18 protein-coding genes are annotated in these 23,514 nt (G+C 48.1%); 17 read left to right on the top strand and 1 reads right to left on the bottom strand.

What is annotated here, in order from left to right; genetic code table 11:
• The first annotated feature begins 91 nt into the window (after window positions 1–91).
• From AC50YO_RS03645 to ppk1, 9 genes are all read left to right on the top strand, one after another.
• Window positions 92–3,715 (top strand): DNA polymerase III subunit alpha, encoded by a 3,624-nt coding sequence (locus AC50YO_RS03645; RefSeq protein ID WP_494843361.1) that lies wholly within the window; start codon window positions 92–94, stop codon window positions 3,713–3,715.
• A 140-nt stretch (window positions 3,716–3,855) separates the two neighbouring features.
• A complete protein-coding gene (locus tag AC50YO_RS03640) occupies window positions 3,856–4,347 on the top strand; it encodes a phosphatidylglycerophosphatase A family protein (RefSeq protein WP_494843355.1) in 492 nt (163 codons plus the stop codon).
• Between the two features lie 307 nt (window positions 4,348–4,654).
• Complete coding sequence (locus tag AC50YO_RS03635; RefSeq protein ID WP_494843353.1) at window positions 4,655–4,843, top strand: glutamate decarboxylase; 189 nt, start codon at window positions 4,655–4,657, stop codon at window positions 4,841–4,843.
• 42 nt (window positions 4,844–4,885) lie between these two features.
• Window positions 4,886–5,758 carry an acetyl-CoA carboxylase, carboxyltransferase subunit beta gene (gene accD, locus AC50YO_RS03630; RefSeq protein WP_494843351.1) on the top strand — a complete coding sequence of 291 codons (873 nt, stop codon included), beginning with the start codon at window positions 4,886–4,888 and terminating at the stop codon, window positions 5,756–5,758.
• Window positions 5,748–6,818 carry an acetyl-CoA carboxylase carboxyltransferase subunit alpha gene (locus AC50YO_RS03625; RefSeq protein ID WP_494843349.1) on the top strand — a complete coding sequence of 357 codons (1,071 nt, stop codon included), beginning with the start codon at window positions 5,748–5,750 and terminating at the stop codon, window positions 6,816–6,818. Before accD ends, AC50YO_RS03625 begins: the two co-directional genes overlap by 11 nt.
• A gap of 90 nt (window positions 6,819–6,908) precedes the next feature.
• On the top strand, window positions 6,909–8,663 hold the full coding sequence (gene pyk, locus AC50YO_RS03620; protein WP_494843347.1) for a pyruvate kinase: 1,755 nt from the start codon (window positions 6,909–6,911) through the stop codon (window positions 8,661–8,663).
• A gap of 94 nt (window positions 8,664–8,757) precedes the next feature.
• Window positions 8,758–9,252 carry an acyl-CoA thioesterase gene (locus AC50YO_RS03615; RefSeq protein ID WP_494843345.1) on the top strand — a complete coding sequence of 165 codons (495 nt, stop codon included), beginning with the start codon at window positions 8,758–8,760 and terminating at the stop codon, window positions 9,250–9,252.
• On the top strand, window positions 9,245–9,637 hold the full coding sequence (locus AC50YO_RS03610; RefSeq protein WP_494843343.1) for an FxsA family protein: 393 nt from the start codon (window positions 9,245–9,247) through the stop codon (window positions 9,635–9,637). Before AC50YO_RS03615 ends, AC50YO_RS03610 begins: the two co-directional genes overlap by 8 nt.
• Before the next feature lie 84 nt (window positions 9,638–9,721).
• A complete protein-coding gene (ppk1, locus tag AC50YO_RS03605) occupies window positions 9,722–11,785 on the top strand; it encodes a polyphosphate kinase 1 (protein WP_494843341.1) in 2,064 nt (687 codons plus the stop codon).
• Here the strand turns inward: ppk1 and AC50YO_RS03600 are convergent.
• The gene (locus AC50YO_RS03600; protein WP_494843339.1) at window positions 11,776–13,302 is read right to left on the bottom strand and encodes a Ppx/GppA phosphatase family protein; all 1,527 of its coding nucleotides are present in this window, start codon (window positions 13,300–13,302) and stop codon (window positions 11,776–11,778) included. The genes ppk1 and AC50YO_RS03600 overlap by 10 nt on opposite strands.
• Before the next feature lie 349 nt (window positions 13,303–13,651).
• Between AC50YO_RS03600 and citZ the strand changes: the two genes are divergently transcribed.
• From citZ to AC50YO_RS03560, 8 genes are all read left to right on the top strand, one after another.
• Window positions 13,652–14,764 (top strand): citrate synthase, encoded by a 1,113-nt coding sequence (citZ, locus tag AC50YO_RS03595; RefSeq protein ID WP_494843337.1) that lies wholly within the window; start codon window positions 13,652–13,654, stop codon window positions 14,762–14,764.
• A gap of 72 nt (window positions 14,765–14,836) precedes the next feature.
• Window positions 14,837–16,132 carry an NADP-dependent isocitrate dehydrogenase gene (icd, locus tag AC50YO_RS03590; protein ID WP_494843335.1) on the top strand — a complete coding sequence of 432 codons (1,296 nt, stop codon included), beginning with the start codon at window positions 14,837–14,839 and terminating at the stop codon, window positions 16,130–16,132.
• A 91-nt stretch (window positions 16,133–16,223) separates the two neighbouring features.
• The gene (mdh, locus tag AC50YO_RS03585; RefSeq protein ID WP_494843333.1) at window positions 16,224–17,165 is read left to right on the top strand and encodes a malate dehydrogenase; all 942 of its coding nucleotides are present in this window, start codon (window positions 16,224–16,226) and stop codon (window positions 17,163–17,165) included.
• A 140-nt stretch (window positions 17,166–17,305) separates the two neighbouring features.
• On the top strand, window positions 17,306–19,441 hold the full coding sequence (gene recQ, locus AC50YO_RS03580) for a DNA helicase RecQ (RefSeq protein WP_494843331.1): 2,136 nt from the start codon (window positions 17,306–17,308) through the stop codon (window positions 19,439–19,441).
• An 83-nt stretch (window positions 19,442–19,524) separates the two neighbouring features.
• Window positions 19,525–19,950: a hypothetical protein gene (locus tag AC50YO_RS03575; RefSeq protein WP_494843329.1), complete on the top strand. Its 426-nt coding sequence runs from the start codon at window positions 19,525–19,527 to the stop codon at window positions 19,948–19,950.
• A 42-nt stretch (window positions 19,951–19,992) separates the two neighbouring features.
• The gene (locus AC50YO_RS03570; protein WP_494843327.1) at window positions 19,993–20,949 is read left to right on the top strand and encodes a sugar kinase; all 957 of its coding nucleotides are present in this window, start codon (window positions 19,993–19,995) and stop codon (window positions 20,947–20,949) included.
• Window positions 20,950–20,951: 2 nt separating this feature from the next.
• Entirely contained in the window at window positions 20,952–21,743 is a 792-nt protein-coding gene (locus AC50YO_RS03565) for a DeoR/GlpR family DNA-binding transcription regulator (protein ID WP_494843325.1), read from the top strand.
• Window positions 21,744–22,065: 322 nt separating this feature from the next.
• Entirely contained in the window at window positions 22,066–23,508 is a 1,443-nt protein-coding gene (locus AC50YO_RS03560) for a glycosyltransferase family 2 protein (RefSeq protein ID WP_494843323.1), read from the top strand.
• Window positions 23,509–23,514: the final 6 nt, after the last annotated feature.

The raw sequence follows: 23,514 nt of genomic DNA, 5'->3' as shown, positions 1-23,514 counted from the left end.
GGCTTCCTTACTACCATTCTATGGGCGGTACTGCTTCTATTATGATAAAATAGAAAAAGCGAAAGATTGAACCGGAAGGGAAGATTCTAAGATGAGCGGGAGAGGATCAACATTCGTGCATTTGCACGTTCATAGTGAATACAGCTTGCTTGACGGCGCCGCTCGCATACGTGACCTTGTCGCACGAGCCGCGGAGCTTGGCATGAAATCGCTCGCCTTGACAGATCATGGCGTGATGTATGGTGCGATTCCATTCTACCGGGCTTGCAAGGAGCAAGGAATCAAGCCGATTATTGGCTGCGAAATGTACTTTACAGCAGGGTCAAGATTCGAGAAGGGGACCCGGAAGGATAATCCAATCTATCATTTGATTCTGCTCGCCAAGAATGAACAGGGCTATCGCAACCTGATGAAGCTCTGTTCGATCGGGCATTTGGAAGGCTTTCATTATAAGCCGCGTATTGATCCAGAGATGCTGGAGGCTTATTCGGAGGGGATAATCTGCTTGAGCTCTTGCCTGCACGGCGAAATTTCGCAGCATTTGCTGCATGACCGGCAAGACGAAGCGCGTAATGCGGCTCTTCGGTATAATCGCATATTCGGGGATGACTTTTACCTAGAGCTGCAGGATCATGGCATGCTGGATCAGAAGAAGGTTGCCGCGGGCATGATTGCGTTGTCTCGTGAGACGGGAATTAAGCTGGTTGCTACGAATGATGTCCATTATTTGACCGTGTCCGATGCGGCGGTGCAAGATGTGCTGCTATGTATTGGGACAGGCAAATCGGTGGATGATCCGGATCGGCTAAGAATGCTCACGGATCAGCTCTATATGAAGAGCGAAGAGGAGATGTCCTTGCTGTTCCGGCATGTGCCGGAGGCATTGGCCAATACAATAGAAGTAGCGCAGAAATGCTCCTTGGAGCTCGAATTCGGACGCGCTGCACTGCCTGTGTTCCGCCCGGTGCCGGATGCGATGTCATCGACGGATTACTTGACGGAGCTGTGCAGGAATGGCTTGCTTGCCCGTTATGCAGGCTTGCCTCAATGGACCGAGGACAGCGGCTTCCAAGAGCGTATAGAGAAGCGGCTCGCCTATGAGCTGTCTGTTATCGAGAAGATGGGATTCAGCGATTATTTTCTTATCGTCTGGGATTTTGTGCGATTCGCACATGAGCGCGGAATACGGACTGGACCGGGCAGGGGTTCCTCAGCAGGAAGCTTGGTTGCTTATACATTGCGAATTACCGATGTTGACCCGATCAAATACAAGCTGTTGTTCGAGCGGTTTCTTAATCCTGAGCGTATCTCCATGCCAGATATTGATATTGACTTCAATGATGAACGGCGAGATGAGGTCATTGCTTATGTAGCAGCCAAATACGGCGACGAGCATGTGGCTCAAATTATTACATTCGGCACGATGGCGGCGAAGGCAGCTGTGAGAGATGTAGGGCGCGCGATGAACGTGCCTTTTGCCGAGGTCGACCGTGCAGCGAAGCTCATTCCTAATCAGCTGGGCATTACCCTTGCGGAGGCTCTCAGGCAGAGCGATGGGCTGCGTGAGGCAGCTGAGCGACAGCCGAAGACCGACGCCATGCTCCGAATGGCGCTCAAAGTGGAAGGCATGCCTAGACATGCTTCCACCCACGCAGCTGGGGTCGTTATTTCTAATGAGCCGCTGACCGATTATGTTCCTCTGCAATCTGGTGGAGAACGCTCAGTGCTCACGCAATATTCAATGGAGCATTTGGAAGCGATCGGGCTTCTGAAGATGGACTTTCTTGGACTGCGTACGCTATCCATTCTGGAGAGAAGCTTGGATTGGATTAAGGAGCTGTACGGCAAGGAAATTGACTTCCGTCATATACCGGATAATGATCCCCATACTTATGCGATGCTTGGTCGCGGCGAAACAATGGGCATATTCCAGATGGAATCTTCAGGTGTACGGCGGGTGCTGCGCGAGCTGAAGCCGACCGAATTCGAAGATATCGTATCGGTTCTTGCGCTCTATCGCCCAGGTCCGATGGAATTCATATCCAAATATATTCAAGGCAAGCATGGGGTGGTTGAGGTTACATATCCTCATCCGTCCTTAGAGCCGATACTATCAGATACGTATGGCATTATCGTATACCAAGAGCAGATTATGCAGATTGCTTCGGCGATGGCCGGCTTCTCTCTAGGTGAAGCTGACCTGCTGCGCCGAGCCGTCTCCAAGAAGAAGCGCGAGGTGCTTGATGAGCAGCGCTCGCATTTCGTTCAAGGGAGTACAAGCGAGGGCTACACGAGCGAGGATGCGAATCTGGTCTATGATATGATCGTACGTTTTGCTGATTATGGCTTTCCGCGCGCTCATGCTGCTGCCTACGGTGTATTGGCTTTTCAAACCGCATGGCTTAAGGCGCATTATCCAATTCCCTTCATGGCTTCCATGCTGGCCTCCGTTAACGGGAATCAGCGGAAGACAGCTGAATATGTCGATGAATGCCGCAGAATGGGCATTAAGGTGCTGCCGCCGGATGTGAATGAGAGTGATATTACGTTTACGCCGGTTGAGGGGGCCGTCCGCTTCGGACTTGCCTCCATTAAGAATGTTGGTACGCAAGCTATTGAAGCTTTGCGCAAGGAACGGGGCGATCGTCCATTCGACAGCTTACTGGATCTCTGCCGCCGCGTTGATCTTCGTGTCGTCAACAAGCGCGTAATCGAATCGCTTATTCAAGCAGGAGCCTTGGATAAGCTGCCGGGCCATCGGGCGCAGCAGCTAGGTGCGCTGGATGAATCCGTAGAAGCGGCACTTAAATGGAGAAAAGAGCGCGAGGAATTGCAGATCGAGCTGTTCGGCTTCGATGAGGTGCAGAATTGGGATGTCGAAATGCCCGATATCCGCCCTTATCAAGCAACGGAGCAATTAGAGCTGGAGCGGGAGCTGCTGGGCATTTATTTGTCAGGACATCCGCTGGATGCTGTAGAAGAGCAGCTTGAACCGCTTGGTCTGGATCGCCTAGTTGATCAGGCAGAAGCAAGCGAAGGGGCGGCAGTCATAGCAGCTGTTCGGCTTGTATCACTCAAGCCCTTCACGAATAAGAAAGGCAATGCGATGGGCTTCCTGGAGCTAGAGGATCGAATTATGCGTGTGGAGGCGGTTGTATTCCCGGCTGTCTGGAAGCGCTGCTCGGATAAGCTGGAGAAGGGCGGCTTAGTCATTATGCAGGCGACCATTCAAAGGCAAGAAGAGGAATTTAAGCTGATTGTGGAAGACGTTGTGCCGTTGGGGGACCCGGATGTGAATCTGCCTGAGCAAGTTCGGCGGCTTCGGAAGCAGGCTAGTACCCGTGCAGAATGGAGCTCCAGACAGCAAGCCGGAGAGGCTCGCCCAGCAAGACCGGCAGCGACTGCGCAGCAGCGGGGGGCAGGATCAGAGGCACCCTCCGTCAAGCAAGTTCCGCCTGCTGCTGCTTCTTCCGAATCCAGACGACAACGAGTGTATATTAAGATCTCGGAGAGCAGCGAGCAGTCCTCAGCGCTGGAAAAGCTGAAGCAGCTATTGTCCCTGACCGCTCATTCTGGTCAGCTGGATACAATACTTTTTTATGAGCGTACACAGAAGTCGATTGCACTGAGCGCAAGCTACCGCGTCAAGCCATCTGAGCAGTTGTTCAGTTCGATTGAGGAGCTGCTGGGCCAAGGTACTGTCGTAGTTAAATAAAACTTGATGCACAACGGACTCTCCTCCCGCATACATTTAGAGATACAAGCGGATTATTGACAAGAGGGGCGGACATCCGCCTCTTTTAACCCGCTGCGTTGCAAAGTGACGTACAAGCATTTGCGGGAGGGGTAGATGGAATGTCTGAAGTTGAAAAGTGGCTCTTAAAACGTGGGGTAAGCGTTGATCATATTGCTGAAATTGTGTTGTCCTTGCAACAGCCGTATAATGCGGATTTGAAATTAACGGAATGTGAGGAAAGCGTGCGGGCCGTACTTGGCAAAAGAGAGGTGCAATATGCGCTGTTTACAGGCATTGCCCTTGATGAGCTTGCAGAGCAGAAGCTGCTGCCGCAGCCTTTGCAGGCGATCATGGAAGCAGACGAATCCTTGTATGGCGTTGATGAGACGCTGGCTCTTGGCATTACGAATGTATATGGAATGATTGGCCTTACGAGCTTCGGTTATTTAGATAAGGTAAAGCCCGGGATAATCCGCCAGCTAAACGTGAAAGGCGAGAAAATTCATGTGTTTCTCGATGATTTAGTTGCAGGGCTGGCGGCCGCCGCATCGGCTAGAATAGCTCATCAGGACCCAAAAGCGCTCCGATATCATTTGCCCGATTCCCCATGACTATGTTATTATTGTGACATCATATGGCCTGTTAACGGGACGAAGCTTTGGTTACTGTACCAGAGAAGAGCATCCTTGAATGCGAACATGGAGTTTTTGATTGGCAATATCACTTCCGCAATGCGAGGTTGATTCTCCTAAGAATAATCTCGAATCGAAGTTTTTTCTCAAAGGAAAAGATCGTAGTTTCTGATACGCTTCTTATCTTTAACCGCGAAACGCCATGTTGCCGCTAAGATGCAGCAATAGACGTTTACGCTTGAGATGTGAACTTTGCCAGTAGCAAGGTTTTCAGGGGGTACCATAAATGTGGACGGTCATTTACATCGCTCCAACCGCTAAAATTGCGGAAAACATCAAGAAGCGGCTTACAGAAGAAGGTTTTCTAGTAAAAGTCCGTCCAGTTAATCTGTCTAAACAGCAATTTGAAATTTTGGTCCCGTCAGGTGAATTGGAGGAAGTACAGGAAGTATTCAACTCCATTATGCAGCCTTAACGGTCAGCCCTTGTTTCGATTGCGCCTTGAGAGGTGTCATACGTGCAAATTAAGGACTTATTTTCAAAGAAGAAGTATGCGACCATTCCTTCGGAGCGCCCTAAGCGCGACATTCCGGAAGGTCTAATGAATAAGTGTTCCAAATGCGGCACCATTCAGTACAGCAAAGAATTAGATAAAAACTTGAAGGTGTGCTCGTCATGTGGACATCATCATCGTCTTAACGCATGGGAACGGATCGCTCTGACGCTTGATGATGGGCGTTTATTTGAATATGACGCTGATATGGAGTCTGTCGATCCAATCGGCTTTCCTAACTACGCTAAGAAGCTGGAGCAGCAAAGGGAGAAGAATCCAAGTCTTCGCGACGCTGTCGTGACAGGTGATGGAACCATCCATGGCTACCCGGTAGTTGTAGCTGTTATGAGCTTCGACTTCTTTAGCGGCAGTATGGGTTCAGTGGTAGGCGAGAAGATTACAAGAGCAATTGAAGCGGCGCATGCCAAGCAGCTTCCTCTTCTTATATTCTCTACCTCGGGCGGTGCTCGGATGCAGGAAAGCATTCTGAGCCTCATGCAAATGGCCAAAACAAGCGCTGCTCTATCCAAGTTCCAAGGTGCAGGCGGACTCTTCATCTCGGTATTTACAGATCCGACGATGGGCGGGGTATCCGCTAGCTTTGCGAGCTTAGGGGATTACAATTTGGCTGAGCCTGGTGCACTTATTGGCTTTGCTGGCAGAATTGTTATCGAGCAGACGATTCGCCAGAAGCTGCCGGATAACTTCCAGACGGCTGAATTCAATATGCAGCATGGGCAGCTCGATATGGTTGTTCACCGCAAGGATATGAAGCTAACTCTGTCCAAGCTGCTTGATATGCATACTGTAGGGGAGGGATTATCCCATGGCGGGTGATCAGAAGCTTCCATTTGAGAAGCCGCTAAGCGACTTGCGTGAGAAAATTACGACGCTCAAGACGTTAGCTGAGAACAACGGCATGGACTTCTCAGAGGAGATCCTGCGGTTAGAAGATCGTTGCAAGCAGCTAGAGGACGAGCTGTACAATGAAATGACGCCAGCTCAGAAGATGCATGTAGCGCGTCATCATCAGCGTCCTACTTCACTTGACTTCATTCAAGCGATATTTACCGATTTCATGGAGCTTCATGGTGATCGCTTGTTTGCGGACGATCTTGCAATCGTTGGCGGATTGGCGAAGCTAGGTGGCGTGCCCGTTACGGTTATTGGCCATCAGCGCGGCAAGGATACGCGGGATAATATCGCTCGGTTCTTCGGCAGTCCGCATCCCGAAGGCTTCCGCAAAGCTCTCCGCTTCATGGAACAGGCGAATAAATTCAAACGTCCTATTATTACCTTTATAGATACAAAGGGTGCTTATCCGGGCAATACAGCAGAGGAGCGTGGCCAATCTGAGGCGATTGCACGCAATCTGAGGGAAATGGCCGGCTTCGGTGTGCCAATAATTTGTGTTGTAATAGGAGAGGGCGGCAGCGGCGGCGCGCTTGCGCTTGGTGTAGGCAATCGTGTGCTCATGCTGGAAAATGCGATTTATTCGGTTATTTCACCGAATGGCGCTGCATCCATTCTTTGGAAGGATGCTTCCAAAGCAGATATAGCAGCAGAAGCGATGAAAATTACGGCTAAAGATTTACTTGAATTTGAGATTATTGAGGATATCGTTGCTGAGCCTCAGGGCGGAGCGCATCGTGATCTTGACTTTACAGCAGAGCAGATCAAGCAATTGCTGTGGAAGCATCTGCAGGAACTGCGAGTCATGACTTCTGAGCAGCTGATTGAAGACCGCTACCAGAAATTCCGTAAAATCGGCAAATTCCAAATTGCCGAGAAAACAGTCGTACCTGATCCGGTCATAAATACTGCTGCCGAGCAAGCAGCAGGCGAGACCGTTGCGAGCGACACCGCTACAGAAATAACCGAGTCTGCGCAAGTGTAGAGCATTCCTTATTTCATGCTGTACAAGCTGCGAAGAATCGTGTAATTTATATTTCAGATTGAATAAGGCACTAATCGGAGGAAAACTAACATGCGCAAAACGAAAATTGTATGTACAATCGGTCCAGCCAGCGAATCATTGGAAAACACAAAGAAACTAATCAAAGCGGGTATGAATGTAGGCCGTTTGAACTTCTCCCACGGCGATTTCGAAGAGCATGGCAACCGGATCAAAAACATCCGTATTGCTAATGAAGAGCTCGGTACTTCTGTAGCGATTCTGCTTGATACGAAGGGTCCAGAGATCCGTTTGGGCAAGCTGAAAGAAGAGCCGATTGAATTGGTACAGGGCGAGATCGTTACCCTGACAACAGAAGAGATTCTGGGTGATATTACCCGTGTTCCTATTACTTATAACAACCTGCCTGAAGATGTATCTGTCGGTTCAACGATCCTTATCGATGACGGCTTGATCGGCTTGACGGTTGAAGAAATAAAAGGTACTGAAATTGTTTGCCGCATTGTGAACAGCGGACAAATTAAAAGCAAAAAAGGCGTAAACGTTCCAGGCGTGAATATTTCATTGCCAGGCATTACAGAGAAGGATGCTAACGATATCGTATTTGGTATCGAGCAAGGCGTTGACTTCATCGCTGCTTCCTTCGTCCGCAGAGCAAGCGACGTGCTTGAAATTCGCGAGCTGCTGGAGCGCCACAATGCTGGTCATATCCAAATCATTTCCAAAATCGAGAATCAACAAGGTGTTGACAACCTCGATGAAATTCTGGAAGTATCTGACGGTCTGATGGTTGCACGTGGCGACCTTGGCGTAGAGATCCCAGCAGAGGAAGTGCCGTTGGTTCAAAAAGCAATGATCGCTAAATGTAATCGCGTAGGCAAGCCGGTTATTACGGCAACACAAATGCTTGATTCCATGCAGCGCAACCCGCGCCCAACTCGTGCGGAAGCAAGTGACGTAGCGAACGCCATCTTTGATGGTACAGATGCGATCATGCTTTCTGGCGAGACAGCTGCTGGTAAATACCCAGTTGAAGCGGTACAAACAATGGCTCGTATTGCAGAACGTGCAGAAGCGGCTCTTGAATATCGTGAAATCTTCACGAAGCAAGCGAACGCACAGCAGACAACGGTTACGGAAGCAATTAGCCAAGCTGTTGCGAACTCTGCTCTTGACCTGAATGCAAAAGCAATTGTAACGTCGACACAAAGCGGCTTCACTGCTCGTATGGTATCGAAATACCGTCCGAAATCCCCAATTATTGCAGTAACGAATGATCAGAAGGTTATGCGTCGCCTTTCCCTTATTTGGGGCGTAACTGCTGTACTGGGAGCAGAAGCGGAGACGACTGATGCAATGGTCGAGAATGCTGTTGAAGGTGCTAGAAGCACAGGCCTTATCAGCTTGGGCGATACTATCGTTATTACAGCAGGCGTGCCTGTAGGACGCTCTGGAACAACTAACTTGATTAAGATTCACCATATTGGTGAGCTTTTGGCGCAAGGACAAGGCATCGGAAGCCAAACGGCTACTGGCCAAATCGTCGTAGCCCGCAGTGCAGAGGAAGCGAACGCAAAGATTACTCCGGGTTCCATTCTTGTAACGCTGTCCACAGATAAAGATTATATGCCTGCATTCGAGAAAGCAGCTGCCGTAATTACAGAGCAAGGCGGCATTACAAGCCATGCAGCTGTATGTGCGATCAACCTAGGTATTCCTGTTATTCTGGGTGTATCCGGTGCAACGGAAGTGCTGAAGGATGGTATGGAAGTAACACTATATGGCGAGACAGGCGTAATTTACTCCGGTCAATCCAAAGTACTATAATTCATTAATCACATATCTCTACCAAGTAGAGGCAACGTAAAGCGAGGGTGATTCCGATCACCGTCGCTTTTGTTGAAGCTAAGGAGGAATAGGGATGCCTTTACAGCAATCACAATGGTATTTGCATCCGCTTCGTGTTCGTTACCAAGAGACTGATCAAATGGGAGTTGTATTTCACGGCAACTATGTCACTTGGTTCGAGATTGGTCGAACGGAGCTGATCCGATCAGCAGGCTATGACTACAAAACGATTGAGCAGGGAGGATTATTGCTGCCGGTTATCGATTTGCAATGTCGCTATGTCCTGCCTGCACGATACGATGATACGCTGCTTATTTGTACACGCGTATCGGAATTTTCGCCAGTGAGGCTGTCCTTTGATTCAGAGGTTCGTCGAGTAAAAGAAGATCAGTATCATTCAGGTATGTGCAGCACGAGTGAAGAGCTCCCTGGGGAGCAGCTTGTGGCAGGCGGAACGAAGCATATGTGGGTTAATGAAGGCTGGCGGCCTACACGCTTGGATCGGAGCATGCCAGAGCTTTATGGGCTGCTGCAAACGATTACGGACGGAGGGATGCAGCATGATTAAATGGCTTATTGTGGCCCTAATTATTATTCCAGCAATTGAATTCTGGGGGATTCTTCAGATGGGCGGCTGGATAGGCGGCTGGAACACCTTTTTCCTTATCCTCTTCATCGCAATAGCTGGGGCATACTTGGCTCAGGCAGAGTGGAGAAAGGTATGGTTCGAGGCACAGCGTCAAATGCAAGAAGGACAAATACCTGGTCGTATGCTGCTGGATGGCTTGTGTGTATTGGCAGGCGGGGTTTTGTTATTCATTCCTGGATTTTTCAGTGACATCATCGGAATTACGCTGATGCTGCCGTTCACGCGGGTCTTCTATCGGCAGCTGTTGCTTCAGTGGCTGGAAAAAAGAATGAAAAATGGGTCCTTTCGAATTGGGCGATACTAACATTTACGCTACTTTTACAAATCATTAACATACCTATAATAGTTATCCTGCATAATGGGAACATAATAGGGGAGGCGTGCAGGAATGAATAAACATTTGTCGCACTATGTGAATCGGGATTTGAGCTGGATTGAATTCAATCGCAGAGTGCTGCAGGAAGCACAGGAGACGAATAATCCGCTTCTTGAGCGCGCCAAGTTTCTAGCGATTGTCTCCAGCAACCTGGATGAATTTATGAGTGTTCGCGTGGCAGGCATTCAAGACCAGATAAGAGCAGGCTATACGAAAACAGATTTTACCGGCTATACGCCTGCCGGTCTGTGGAAGCGGCTCATTAAACGAACAAGTACGATGGTCTATGAACAGTATAAGGCATACAGAGAAGTATTCCGCGGCTTGGGTCGGGAAGGCATTGCGATTAGATCCATTGCAGAGCTGAACGTGACGCAAACGAAGGCCGTGTCAGAATATTTTCATGAAATTGTATTTCCAGTGCTTACACCAATGGCTGTCGACCAGAGCCGTCCATTCCCTCTAGTACGCACCAAAGAGTTGTACCTATCGGTATTGTTGAAGCTGGAAGATGATGCTCGCGATGAAGATCCTCTCTTTGCGATCGTTCAGGTACCCTCAATATTGCCCCGTTTCGTTCCGGTTCCGGGAAGAATCAATAGCAAAAAAACAGAATTCGTGCTGCTGGAGGAGCTAATCGAGCAGTTTATTCATACGATGTTCAAAGGGTATATACCGTTTGCTGTTCATGCCTTCCGCCTGACTCGCAATGCGGACCTGACATTGAATGAAGATGGAGCAGAGGATTTGTTGGAGGAAATTGAGAAAGAGCTTCGCAGACGTCGATGGGGGATTCCAGTCCGTCTGGAGTATGCGCGAGGCATGCATCCATATGCTCTCGAAATATTAAAGGACGAGCTTGAGATTGAAGATAACTTGATTGAGATTGATGGACCGCTTGATTTGAGCTTCTTGATGAAATTTGCTTTATCGGTTCCCGGTCATGATAATTTGCGATTCGAGCGAATGGAGCCCGTCTATCCCAAGGAATTCGACGACACGGATGATATGTTCGAGGTTGTGCGGCAAAGAGATGTTCTTCTCTATCATCCCTATGAATCTTTCGAAGCGGTTAATGACTTTGTGACGCAAGCGGCTTATGATCCTGAGGTACTTGCCATTAAGATGACCCTATACCGGGTAAGCGGACATTCTGCTCTTGTTCAGGCACTTTCCAAAGCTGCCGAGTCAGGCAAGCAAGTTACGGTGGTCGTTGAGCTCAAAGCAAGATTCGATGAAGCTCGGAATATTGCTTGGGCACGTCAGCTGGAGAAAGCAGGCTGCCATGTCGTATATGGGCTTGTCGGTCTTAAGACACATGCCAAAATACTGCTTGTCGTCCGTCGTGAGGAAGGAATGCTTCGCCGTTATGTGCATGTGGGCACAGGAAATTATAATGACAGTACGGCAATGCTGTATACCGACATAGGTTTGCTTACCTCACACCCTACTATCGGGGGCGACGCGTCTGCTTTGTTCAATGAAGTGACAGGCTATTCCTCCCCTTATGATTGGAAAGCATTCGGTGTGGCACCTACTGATCTGAAGGAGAAATTATTCCGGCTGATTGATCGAGAGTGCGAGCAGGCAAGAGCAGGGCTGCCAGCCCGAATTATCGCCAAGATGAATTCCTTATCCAATCAGGAGATGATCGACAAGCTGTATGAGGCTTCTCAAGCAGGCGTGAAGATTGAATTGATCGTCCGTGGGGTATGCTGTCTGCGTCCTGGAGTTAGCGGCAGAAGCGAGAATATACGAGTCATTAGCATCGTAGACCGTTATTTGGAACATGCACGTGTCGTCTACTTTCAGAATGGCGGCGCTGAGGAAGTCTACTTGTCTAGTGCGGATTGGATGACGCGCAATCTAACGAGACGGATCGAGCTGATCTGTCCCGTATATGATGAGAACCTGCGCCAAGCATTAATCAATATGCTGCAGCTGAATCTGCATGACAATGTGAAGTCTCGGGAGCTGCAATCCAATGGCAATTACGTGCACGTTCAGAATGAGCTCCTGCCGTTCCGCAGTCAGTTCGAAGCCAAATTCATTCCACAGTGGAAAAGCTACGTATAATCAGGCTCTTCCAGATAGGGGACAAGACTCCATAGCTTCTTGAAGTCCGAGGAGAGCTCAGCTACTTCTCTGCGTTCTACAGTTAACGGTCCATTCGATCGAATAGGCCGCAGGCGCAGCTCATCGGGATTCCGGATGGCTTCGAGCTTGCCAATAGCCTGCGTTTCACTGCGATCAAGGGCAGCTGCAAGCTGAAGAAGCGTCCCCAGTTTATAGATCATATCCAAGTCGGATTCCCGCAGCAGTTGCTTGTATTCAAATAGCTGTTGCCGGACCCGGCTTTTATTTTTATAGGATGCAATAGCAGCTATTATTAATATTTCGCGGTGGGATAAGCCATTGAGATGTGAATTGACAATCAAATAAAAGGTATGCTTGGCATATTCGTAATAATCAATTGAAGCCCCGACCCGGAATAAAGTAGAAGCTGCATCTAGCAGTACCCGTGCACGGTTGGGCAGCAGATGCTCAGGCCGCAGCTCATCATAGAGCTGGAGAGACAAACGATTGACCTGCATGACATGCTGCTGGGGGGCAGAAGGATGCAGCGCACTGACGTTCTGGAGACTGAAGGCTAAGACATCCTTATGTTTGGGGCGTCCAGGAAATCTAGTGGCATAAAACAATCCATCCCGAAGCCCAGAGCCGCAAATCCGGTAATGCGATGCTTTGACTGTTCGATAGACGATACGCAGTATAGCCAGTCCCGGTATGATGACATCGACCCTGTCCTTGGAAAGACCAGGAAATTTGCGGCGCTTCTCAAAAGGCGTGTTATACAGCGTCTCGAATAATTCATTAGCTGCTTCACCTGCTATAGGGTAGTTATGCGTCTGGGTGAACGGGTAATGGGTAGCTGCTTGATGAATTTTACCTAGCGCCCTCGCCGTACCTCCGACACCAATGAGGGGCTGTTGTGGAGCTGAGGTCAGCCATGGAGCTGATTTAAGAGCTGTTGTAACATGAGCTTCAAGCGCTTTAAGCTCTTCATCATTCAAGCTTCCATCGACTGAGTATTTGCGATTCAAGCTGACACAGCCAAATGGGAAGGAAATGGAATGGACCAGCTCACGATTCTGGAAGAGGGAGATCTCTGTGCTTCCGCCTCCAATATCAACGAGGAATCCGTCTAGAACGTCCATGGCATTGATCATGCCCAAAAACCCATAAGTGGCTTCATCCAATCCGCTAAGCAGCTCGATTGTGATGCCGGTCTCGGAATAGATGGCTGCCAGCACCTCTATACGGTTAGCTGCATTGCGTATTGCCGCGGTAGCGACGGCGCGGATATGCCCAGTTCGATTATGCGCACAGATCATGCTGAAGTGATTCAACGTATTCAGCAGCTCGCTAATCGCTTCCTGAGACAAATGCCCATGCTCATCAACCCGCTCGCTAAGCCTTGCGGAGCGCTTGCTGCCATCGATGACACGGTGAGCGCCATTCGTTGTCCGTTCATAGATGACGAGTCTTATGGAGTTAGAGCCAATGTCGATGATGCCAATGCGTTGTTCCATCTATATGCACCTCCGGAATCCTTCGTTTAGGTATCACTTGTTTTTTTATTTTATCATAGAGGCTATTTTACCATAGAGGCAAGGGAAAGTCCGTTCGGGTTGAGCGTGCAGCCGCTTCTTTTCGACAGCATTTGTCTAATTCTGCTTGCTTTGGGGAACAATTCTGCTTGAGCAAATAGAGCTGCAAGCGTTGGAAATAGGAAACGAAAAAAAACTTTATAGCGTTGATAAAGACTTTCTATGTCTGGTTTTGTTCACATCCCTGTCAAAATCATTTATGATTAGAAGCGATGGTACAAATTCGTAATATTTTCTATAAGCCAATTTTCAAGTTAAAGGAGAGATAACGATGACAGCAACAAAAGGTCTTGAAGGAATTGTCGCCGCATCTTCGTCCATCAGCTCGATCATTGATGGAGTTTTAACATATCGTGGTATAGATATCGACGATCTGGCTGAGAACGCGACTTTTGAAGAGGTTGCTTATTTGCTATGGTATGGCAAATTGCCTAATCGTTCCGAACTTGAAGGACTGCAGAAGCAATTGGATCAATATGCAGCTATTCCTGATCAAGTCATTCAACAAATTAAGCTGTACCCAAAAGGTGCAAATTCAATGGCAGCTCTTCGCACGGCTATCTCCAGCCTTGCTCTATATGATGAAGCAGCTAACGATATGTCTCCTGAGGCTAACCAAGCGAAAGCAATTAAGCTGCAGGCTCAACTGCCTACTGTAGTTGCTGCATTTGCTCGTATTCGTGAAGGCAAAGAGCCAGTTGCACCTAAGAAAGGCGTATCTATCGCTTATAACTTCTTATATATGCTGACTGGCACTGAGCCAGCGGAAGTTGCGATCAAGGCACTGGATCAAGCTCTTGTTCTTCATGCTGATCATGAGCTTAATGCTTCGACTTTCGCAGCACGTGTAACAGTTGCAACATTGTCTGATATCTACTCTGGCGTTACTTCAGCTATTGGCGCTTTGAAAGGCCCACTTCATGGTGGAGCTAATGAAGCGGTAATGGTTATGCTTGAGGAGATTGGCTCTTTCGCCAATGTTGAGAGCTATATCAACAACGCGCTTGCTAACAAGCAAAAAATTATGGGCTTTGGACACCGTGTATATAAAGACGGTGACCCGCGTGCCAAGCATCTTCAGCATATGTCCCGCGAGCTGGGCAAGCTGACAGGCAACATGGAGCTATACGAAATGTCGATCAAGATCGAAGAGCTGGTTACTGGCCAAAAAGGCTTGAAGCCAAATGTGGACTTCTACTCCGCATCGGTCTACACGACATTGAAAATTCCACGCGACCTGTTTACGCCAATCTTTGCAATCAGCCGTGTATCCGGATGGAGCGCACATATTCTTGAGCAGTATCAAGACAATCGCTTGATTCGTCCTCGTGCAGATTACGTAGGTCCAGTTAACGCGAAGTACATTCCGATCGAGCAACGCTAATAGTTAAGCTTGAACACAGCAATTCCTTATACGGGACTTGATCCCAAATCCATTTCTAGGAGGAAATTAATCATGGCACAATTTGAGAAATTTGCGCTTCCAACTGAAGGCGACAAAATTACAATCGACAACGGTGTATTGCAAGTTCCTAGCAACCCAATTATTCCTTTCATCGAAGGTGACGGTACAGGCCGTGACATTTGGCGCGCATCCAAACGCGTTCTTGATGCAGCTGTAGACAAAGCTTACGGCGGCAGCAAAAAAATCGCTTGGTACGAAGTATTCGCTGGCGAAAAAGCATTCAACCAATATGGCGAATGGCTTCCAGCTGACACATTGACTGCAATCCGCGAATATATCGTTGCAATCAAAGGACCTTTGACTACGCCAATCGGCGGCGGTATCCGTTCCCTGAACGTAGCGCTTCGTCAAGAGCTTGATCTGTACACTTGCTTGCGTCCTGTTCGTTATTTCGATGGCGTGCCTTCTCCTGTTAAACGCCCTGAGCTTGTTGACATGGTTATCTTCCGTGAGAACACAGAAGATATCTATGCAGGTATCGAGTATCAAGAGGGTTCTGCAGAAGTGAAAAAAGTAATCGCGTTCCTGCAAGATGAAATGGGCGTTAAAAACATCCGTTTCCCTGAAACTTCCGGTATCGGCATCAAGCCAGTATCTGCTGAAGGTTCGAAACGTCTTGCTCGCGCAGCGATCGAATATGCAATCAAGCATGGCCGCAAATCGGTTACACTTGTACACAAAGGCAATATCATGAAGTTCACAGAAGGCGCGTTCAAAAACTGGGGTTATGAAGTGGCTGAGCAAGAGTTTGCAGAGCAAACATTCACTTGGGGCCAATATGACCGCATCAAAGAAGCAGAAGGCACAGACGCTGCGAACAAAGCACAAGCAGAAGCAGAAGCTGCTGGCAAAATCGTCGTAAAAGACGCTATCGCTGACATCGCTTTGCAACAAGTTCTGACTCGTCCAACTGACTTCGACGTAATCGCTACGTTGAACCTGAACGGTGACTACCTGTCCGATGCACTGGCTGCACAAGTTGGCGGTATCGGTATTGCACCGGGCGCGAATATCAACTACCTGACTGGACATGCTATCTTTGAAGCTACGCATGGTACAGCTCCTAAATATGCGGACAAAGACTTGGTTAACCCAGGTTCGGTAATCCTCTCCGGCGTTATGTTGCTTGAGCACCTTGGCTGGCAAGAAGCGGCTGACCTGATCTACAAAGGTCTTGAGACTTCGATCAACAACAAAACAGTTACTTATGACTTTGCTCGTCTGATGGAAGGCGCAACGGAAGTGAAATGCTCCGAGTTCGCCGATCATGTTATCACTAACATGTAATTAGAAGTGGGGAGGGGGCCTATGCCCCCTCTTTACTCTATCTAGAACATACTGGATGCTAAGAAAAAGATGAAATTGGAGGTTATTGATAATGGCTATTAAACGCAGAAAAATTACAGTTGTAGGCGCTGGATTCACAGGTGCTACAACAGCTCTGATGGCAGCACAGAAAGAGCTTGGCGATGTGGTATTGGTTGACATTCCACAGCTTGAGAACCCTACAAAAGGTAAAGCGCTCGATATGCTGGAATCCACTCCGGTTCAAGGTCTGGACGTTAACATTATCGGTACTTCTAACTATGAAGATACAAGAGACTCTGATGTTGTTATTATCACTGCAGGCATCGCTCGCAAACCGGGCATGAGCCGTGATGATCTCGTGAACACAAATGCAGGCATTGTAAAATCCGTATGTGAGAGCGTCAAGGCAACTAGTCCTAACGCATACGTTATCATTCTTAGCAATCCAGTAGATGCTATGACTTATGTCGCTTATCAGGCACTCGGTTTTCCTAAAAACCGCGTAATCGGTCAATCCGGTGTGCTTGATACAGCACGCTATTGTACATTTATCGCGCAGGAGCTTCATGTATCCGTAGAAGACGTTCGCGGCTTCGTGCTTGGCGGCCACGGCGATGATATGGTACCGCTCGTACGTTACTCCAACGTTGGCGGCATTCCAATCGAGAAGCTGATCCCAGCTGAGCGTATCGACGCGATCGTTCAACGCGCACGCGTTGGCGGCGGCGAGATCGTTAACCTGCTTGGCAATGGCAGTGCGTATTACGCTCCAGCAGCAGCGCTTGTCCAAATGACGGAAGCGATTCTGAAGGACAAAAAACGCATTCTTCCTGTTATCGCTTTGTTGGAGGGCGAATATGGGTATAACGACCTGTTCATGGGCGTTCCGACGATCATTGGCGGCGACGGCATCGAGAAGGTGCTAGAGCTTGATCTAACTGAAGAGGAAAAAACTGCTCTTGATAAATCGGCAGAATCCGTTCGCAGCGTTATTCAAATCGTTACGGCTTAACTAACTTTCTGCACGGCTGGCTGAAAGGCCTCGCGCAGTGCAGAAAGCTAGCAGGACGCATACTACTGGTTAGTTTGGGAGGACCCTGACACTTCACTGGCAGGGTCCTTTTTTATTCATGGTGAACGGAGGGATTCAGGGTGCTGCAGCAAGCAAGAGATCATTTGAAAAGGGTCTATGGGTATGATACTTTCAGGCCTGGGCAAGAGGATATTATAGCGGGCATTATGGCGGGGCAAGACACGCTTGCCATTCTGCCTACGGGAGGCGGGAAATCGGTTTGTTATCAAATTCCGTCCTTGCTTCTTCCGGGAACCACTTTAGTTATTTCTCCTCTTATATCTTTAATGAAGGATCAGGTCGATGCTTTGAATCGTCTAGGCGTTCCGGCGGCCTTCTTGAACAGCTCCCTTGGTGCTGCTGAATATCGAGAAGTGCTGCGCAGCGCCATGCGCGGGGAATATAAGCTGCTCTATGTCGCTCCTGAGCGGCTGGATGCGCCGATGTTCGCAACTCTCTCAGAGCAAATGAATATTCCGCTAATTGCCATTGATGAGGCGCATTGCGTCTCGCAATGGGGACATGATTTCCGCCCGAGCTATCGCCAATTGGCTGGCTGGATTGCCAAGCTGGCGAGCAGGCCGCTGGTTGCTGCTTTTACCGCTACTGCGACAACTGAAGTAGCCGAGGATATATCTGCAATGTTGGGACTTCGAGATCCTAACATATTTGTTACGGGATTTGCGAGGCCGAACTTGTCGTTGTCCGTTGTTAGCGGGGGCGACAAAAAGCAGTTCCTGCATCGTTTTCTTACGGAACGGGAAGAGCAATCGGGCATTATTTATACAGCAACTCGCAAAGAAGCCGAGCAGGTGCAGGAATTGCTGGTGCGCAAAGGGATTGCGGCTGGCAAGTACCATGGCGGCCTTTCGGATGCGGAGCGTGCAGAGACGCAGGAGAAGTTCCGTTTTGACGAGCTGCGTGTTATGGTAGCGACGAATGCCTTCGGAATGGGAATAGATAAGCCTAATGTTCGCTATGTACTCCATTGGCAAATGCCGGGCGACATCGAGTCCTATTATCAGGAGGCAGGAAGAGCGGGACGTGACGGTGAAGAAAGCGAGTGCATTCTGCTGTTCGAGCCGCAGGATGTGCAGGTGCAGCGATTCTTGATTGAACAAGGAATGGGTGAGGCAGATCGCAAGACGATCCAGCTCTCCAAGCTTCATACGATGATGAACTACAGCCGCACACAGCGCTGCTTGCAGCAATTTATCGTCGATTATTTTGGCGAGAAGGGTGTGGAGGCTTGCGGCAAATGCAGCAGCTGTCTCGATAAGAGCGAGCTCGTTGACCGGACGGCTGAAGCCCAGAAGGCACTCTCTTGCGTAGGAAGAATGAAGGGTCGCTTCGGAGTTATGATGGTCGCGAAGGTATTGAAGGGATCGCGAGACAAACGCCTGCTGGAGTTCGGCCTTGATCGGCTGACTACCTATGGCTTGTTCAGCAATTGGCCGGAAAAGGAAGTGGCCGACTGGCTATATTGGCTCGTTGCAGAAGGATATCTTCGAATGAGCGAAGGGCAATATCCGACAGTCTCCCTTACGGCTACAGCCCTTCCCGTGCTGGAAGGAAAAGAGACGGTCATGCAGCGCTTGCGGACGACGGTGAAACGAAGCGCAGCAGCAAGCGGGTCGGTATCGTCCCCGCTATTCGAGGCACTCAAGCAATGGCGTAAAGAGGCGGCTGCACGCGAGGGCGTTCCGCCGTTCATGCTATTCTTCGATGCTACATTGAAGGAGCTGGCAGATACGAGGCCCCTTAGCGAAGAGCAGCTGCTTGCTACCAAAGGGATTGGCGCAGCGAAAGCAGGTAAATATGGAGCAGAGGTGCTCGCGATTATTCAAGCACATGCAGGTGATGTGAATACTGTAGAGTCAAAGCCTAAGCCGGAGGCAAAGCGCAAGGATAGCGAGGATACGCCGAGCTATCTTATATCCCTCGCGCTGTTTAATCAAGGGCTTTCCACGAAAGAAGTAGCGGCGGAGCGCGGTTTTTCTCGCGTTACGGTAGAGGGGCATATTATTAGATGCGCTGAGGAAGGGTATGAGCTGGATTGGTCACGCATCATTCCAGAGGCATACGAGCAGCTTATTGTGGAAACGGTAAGGGAGCTCAGTACAGAGAAGCTGCGTCCGATTAAGGATGCGCTGCCGGAGGATATCGATTATTTCGCTATCCATGGCGTTATTGCCAAATACGGCTTAAGTCACTAAATATTCAATCGGCAAACTTTGTGTTTATGATTGTCATTTAGTATACTGTTCAATAGAATGATTCTAATTCAGGAGGTAATAAAATGGTAAACGCAATGATATTTCTACATCTATTAGGTGCGATTGGCATGGGCTTTTATGTCGTACTGCCATTCATGGTGGGCAAAGCGTCCAGGCTAGCAGGTGTAGGACAAAGCGGTTTGGCTGAAGGCTTGATTTTGGCTAATCGGATCGCGCAGTACTTTCTAATTTTGCAATTCCTCACAGGCGGTTACTTGATTTCTCAAAAGGATTATTCCGTAGCCTGGATGGTGCTGGTTATCGTATTGTTCTTGGCAATCGCTGCAATCGGCGGAATTATGACTAAGCCGCTCAAGCTGATCGTTGCTTCTATTAAGGATGGCAAAAGTGCGACGGCTCACATCGCCAAAGCTCGTATGTTCAGCGTTATCGTTCTTGTGCTTTATCTTGTTATTATCTATTTCATGAAGTACCCAATGTTTAATTAGCTTTAGCAAATCTATTGCTTAGCCATGTAGGGGGAGAATATTGTGCAACAGGCATCACCAGACGTAATTACATTCGGGGAATCAATGGCCTTGTTCATGCCGCCGGAGCATAAAGCATTAGAGCGGGCGACTGTGCTTGAACAGGGCTTTGGCGGAGCGGAGAGCAATGTAGCTATTGGTCTTGCCAGGCTGGGCTGCTCAGCAGGCTGGTTCGGCGTTCTTGGAGACGATCCGTTCGGACGCATGATTATGAAGACGATGCGAGGCGAAGGGGTAGATGTCTCGCATGCGCAGCTCAGCAAGGATGCGCCAACGGGGATGATGTTCCGTGAGAATGTTGCAGGAAGGCTTGCTGTACATTATTATCGCAAGCATTCTGCTGCTAGCCGCATGGAGCCTGAGCAGCTCAATGAATCTTATATTCGCGGCGCCAAGCTGCTTCATGTAACGGGCATTACAGCAGCATTAAGCGACAGCTGCAGGCGTACGGTGCGCAGAGCCATTGATATTGCAAAGGATGCAGGTGTGAAGGTATGCTTCGATCCCAATCTCAGGCTGAAGCTATGGAGTATTGAGGAAGCACGCGAGGCGCTGCTGCCATTCGCAGAAGCAGCGGATTACTTTTTGCCTGGATGGGACGAGCTCAAGCTTCTGTATGAGACGGACAACTATGATGAAGTGAAGGCTAAGCTTCAGCAGTTGAATGCGGTTACGGTTATTAAAGGATTGGGCGACACGACGATTATATTGGATAAAGGGACAGAGTCAACAGTGCCCTTCTATCCTGCTGAGCAGGTCGTTGATACGGTAGGTGCTGGAGATGGCTTCTGTGCAGGATTCCTAGCGGGAATCTTGAAAGGAATGAATCCAGTGGAAGCGGTTGGTCTTGCCAGTATTAATGGATCGCTCGTCGTTCAGATGCGCGGAGACTGGGAGGCGCTTCCCGAATGGAGCGCTGTGGAGCAGCGTATGTCCTCCAAAGCATGGGTGGAGCGGTAATAATGGCAGAGTTGAACGTTTCCGCATCCAAGGGCCAGCGTCGAAGAGAAGCGATTCTGCAGCTACTGAAGCAGCAGGGGCGTATTACAATCCAGGAAATGGTCGAAAGATTTGACTGCTCCGAGGCTACGGCAAGGCGCGATTTGGAGCAGATGGAGACGCAATACCCTATTATTCGTACAATAGGCGGAGCCATGTATGATGGTCTAAGCACCGTTCGTGATATGGGCTTCGCTGAACGCGAAGGTTTGTCTTTCCTTGAGAAGGAACGCATCGCTGCAAAAGCAGCTTCGCTTATAGAAGAAGGCGATATCGTCGGATTATCAGGGGGCACGACCAATTATTTGATTGCGAAGATATTAAAGCTGCGCAGCGGAATAACGGTCGTGACGAATGCGGTTAATATTGCAATGGAGCTTGCGGGAAGCAGTATTCAGGTCGTCGTCACTGGCGGCATTATGCGACATAACAGCTTCGAGCTGTGCGGTCCGCTCGGAGAAGGCATGGTAGCCCATTTGAACATTGGCAAAATGTTTATTGGCGTGGATGGGATTTCTGCAGGTGGAGGCATTACAACCTATTCGGAGCAAGAAGCAGAGACGGCTAAGGCAATGATCAAAAGATCGCAGACGACTTATGCGGTATTCGATCAGACCAAGGTCGGCAAAACCTCTTTGTTCTCTATTGCTTCACTCACGGAGCTGCAGGCTTGGATTACGGATGGACCAATGTCTGAAGAGCTGGAGCAATCCGCTCATAGCTATGGCATTCAGATCTATGTTGCAGATCAGTAGCTTCACAACAAACAATCTCATAAGAAACAAAAGGGTACCCCAACAATAAGACATTTAAAAAGCGTCTTATTGTTGGGGTACCCTTTTTTGTATACTGTGATGAAAATAAGAGCAAGCCTAAATGCAAAAGAGATTTTATTAAAAATAGCCTGATGAGATAGGAGCTGCGATCTCTGAATCGCTAGGCTCAACAAAAGATTATTGAAATGGAGGATGGTAAGGATTGAAATTGGTGGAGATAGATGTTATAAATGAAGGAACAATTTCTATTTCCTTACATAAGTACTAATTTTAAATCAAAATGTATAATATGGGGGTCAATATGGTAGAGGTATCCGTTATCATTCCAGTGTACAACAATCTAGCGGAGCTAGAAAGATCTTTGTTCTTTTTAAGTGAACAGAATGTTACGAAGGAGATCGTGTATGAGGTTATAATCGTCGACGATGGATCAACAGATCCTATTAGACAGCTAGTCGAAAGCTACGAATCCAAATTGCCAAATTTAAAATATATTTTTCTGGAAAGGACCCCGTTATCCAATCGCTCAAAAACTAGAAATAGGGGGATAGAAGCCAGTTCAGGAGAAAAGCTGTTATTTCTTGATTGTGGAATTTTGGTGCCGACGAATTATATAGAAATGGCATCTAAACTATTAGGCAATGATAAGAATAAAGTATTGCTGCACTACATTGTTGGACTATATACCGATATGGATGAACAAGTCTCAGCCGAAATAAACCAGGTTACTCCTGCAACGCTGGCTCAATTTTGCAACAACAAGAAATACAAGAGCGAATGGGAAGATTACAGAATGTCTACTTTTGAAAGTGTGAACAATCAGTTGGATAAACTGCCGGCACCTTGGGTACTAGGGTGGAGCGGAGCAATTAGTATATCTAGAGAACTAGTATTGAAAACCAATAAATTTGATGAATCGTTTACAGAATGGGGAGCCGAAGATATAGATTTCAGTTATGGATTGTATAGGAATGGCGGCGTATTTGTTGCTACAGAAGAAATCAAAGTACTGCATATTCCCCATGAACCGACTAACAATTCCGAGAGTAAAATCAGATCCTCATTAACGAATAAATTTAAAATGCATCAAAAGTATTATGACTTTGATACTGAGCTGTACTCATTCTGCACAGACATGTATTATAACCAGTTAATGGGCAAGTACGGGCAACAAATAATTAAATATTTCACGCCTGAATATGAGGCACCGTTAATTGAACTGTTGAACTCCACTTATTTAAATAACAGTCGAGAACAATCTTTACTTATAGGCTCTGATACTCGTTCATTTATAGAAGAGCTGCAAATAACGGACGTATTTATTCAAAATAAAAATATCATTAAAGACTATTCGCACTATTTCATGAATAATAGAAAAATCCATTATGCACTCGGTCTAGATACGTCTTTTGATGATCAATTTTTTAATGTAGTTGTACTAACTGACTATTATAGAATGTCTAGCGAGCACATGCTTATTTTTATGTTCAAGGAGCTGCTGCGGATCTCACGAAAAATCGTGCTGATTCATACGGAGGAGCACCACTGCTTCGAAAGCGGAGCAGGATGGCTCAATTGGGAGAAAGTGAGCGGTTTCTTACAGAATTATGGGTTTTCATTCGAGAAGCTGGACGGGATTGACGGCCATAATCTAATTGAAATTACAGCTGCAGAAGAGCTGCAAAAAATATCAAAATATGAGATGTTAATAGAATATTATAGGAATGCTTTGGAATTTGAGTGATGATTA

Source organism: Paenibacillus sp. J22P59, from assembly GCF_059383895.1.
The sequence above is the reverse complement of the archived record's forward strand: the minus strand, read 5'-3'. Positions and strand labels throughout refer to the sequence as shown.

Coding starts and splice junctions, on each gene's coding strand:
- icd (WP_494843335.1), top strand. CDS start 14,837: ATGGCACAATTTGAGAAATTTGCGCTTCCAACTGAAGGCGACAAAATT.
- mdh (WP_494843333.1), top strand. CDS start 16,224: ATGGCTATTAAACGCAGAAAAATTACAGTTGTAGGCGCTGGATTCACA.
- AC50YO_RS03565 (WP_494843325.1), top strand. CDS start 20,952: ATGGCAGAGTTGAACGTTTCCGCATCCAAGGGCCAGCGTCGAAGAGAA.
- ppk1 (WP_494843341.1), top strand. CDS start 9,722: ATGAATAAACATTTGTCGCACTATGTGAATCGGGATTTGAGCTGGATT.
- AC50YO_RS03640 (WP_494843355.1), top strand. CDS start 3,856: ATGTCTGAAGTTGAAAAGTGGCTCTTAAAACGTGGGGTAAGCGTTGAT.
- AC50YO_RS03615 (WP_494843345.1), top strand. CDS start 8,758: ATGCCTTTACAGCAATCACAATGGTATTTGCATCCGCTTCGTGTTCGT.
- AC50YO_RS03600 (WP_494843339.1), bottom strand. CDS start 13,302: ATGGAACAACGCATTGGCATCATCGACATTGGCTCTAACTCCATAAGA.
- AC50YO_RS03635 (WP_494843353.1), top strand. CDS start 4,655: ATGTGGACGGTCATTTACATCGCTCCAACCGCTAAAATTGCGGAAAAC.
- AC50YO_RS03645 (WP_494843361.1), top strand. CDS start 92: ATGAGCGGGAGAGGATCAACATTCGTGCATTTGCACGTTCATAGTGAA.
- AC50YO_RS03560 (WP_494843323.1), top strand. CDS start 22,066: ATGGTAGAGGTATCCGTTATCATTCCAGTGTACAACAATCTAGCGGAG.
- AC50YO_RS03575 (WP_494843329.1), top strand. CDS start 19,525: ATGGTAAACGCAATGATATTTCTACATCTATTAGGTGCGATTGGCATG.
- AC50YO_RS03625 (WP_494843349.1), top strand. CDS start 5,748: ATGGCGGGTGATCAGAAGCTTCCATTTGAGAAGCCGCTAAGCGACTTG.
- citZ (WP_494843337.1), top strand. CDS start 13,652: ATGACAGCAACAAAAGGTCTTGAAGGAATTGTCGCCGCATCTTCGTCC.
- AC50YO_RS03610 (WP_494843343.1), top strand. CDS start 9,245: ATGATTAAATGGCTTATTGTGGCCCTAATTATTATTCCAGCAATTGAA.
- pyk (WP_494843347.1), top strand. CDS start 6,909: ATGCGCAAAACGAAAATTGTATGTACAATCGGTCCAGCCAGCGAATCA.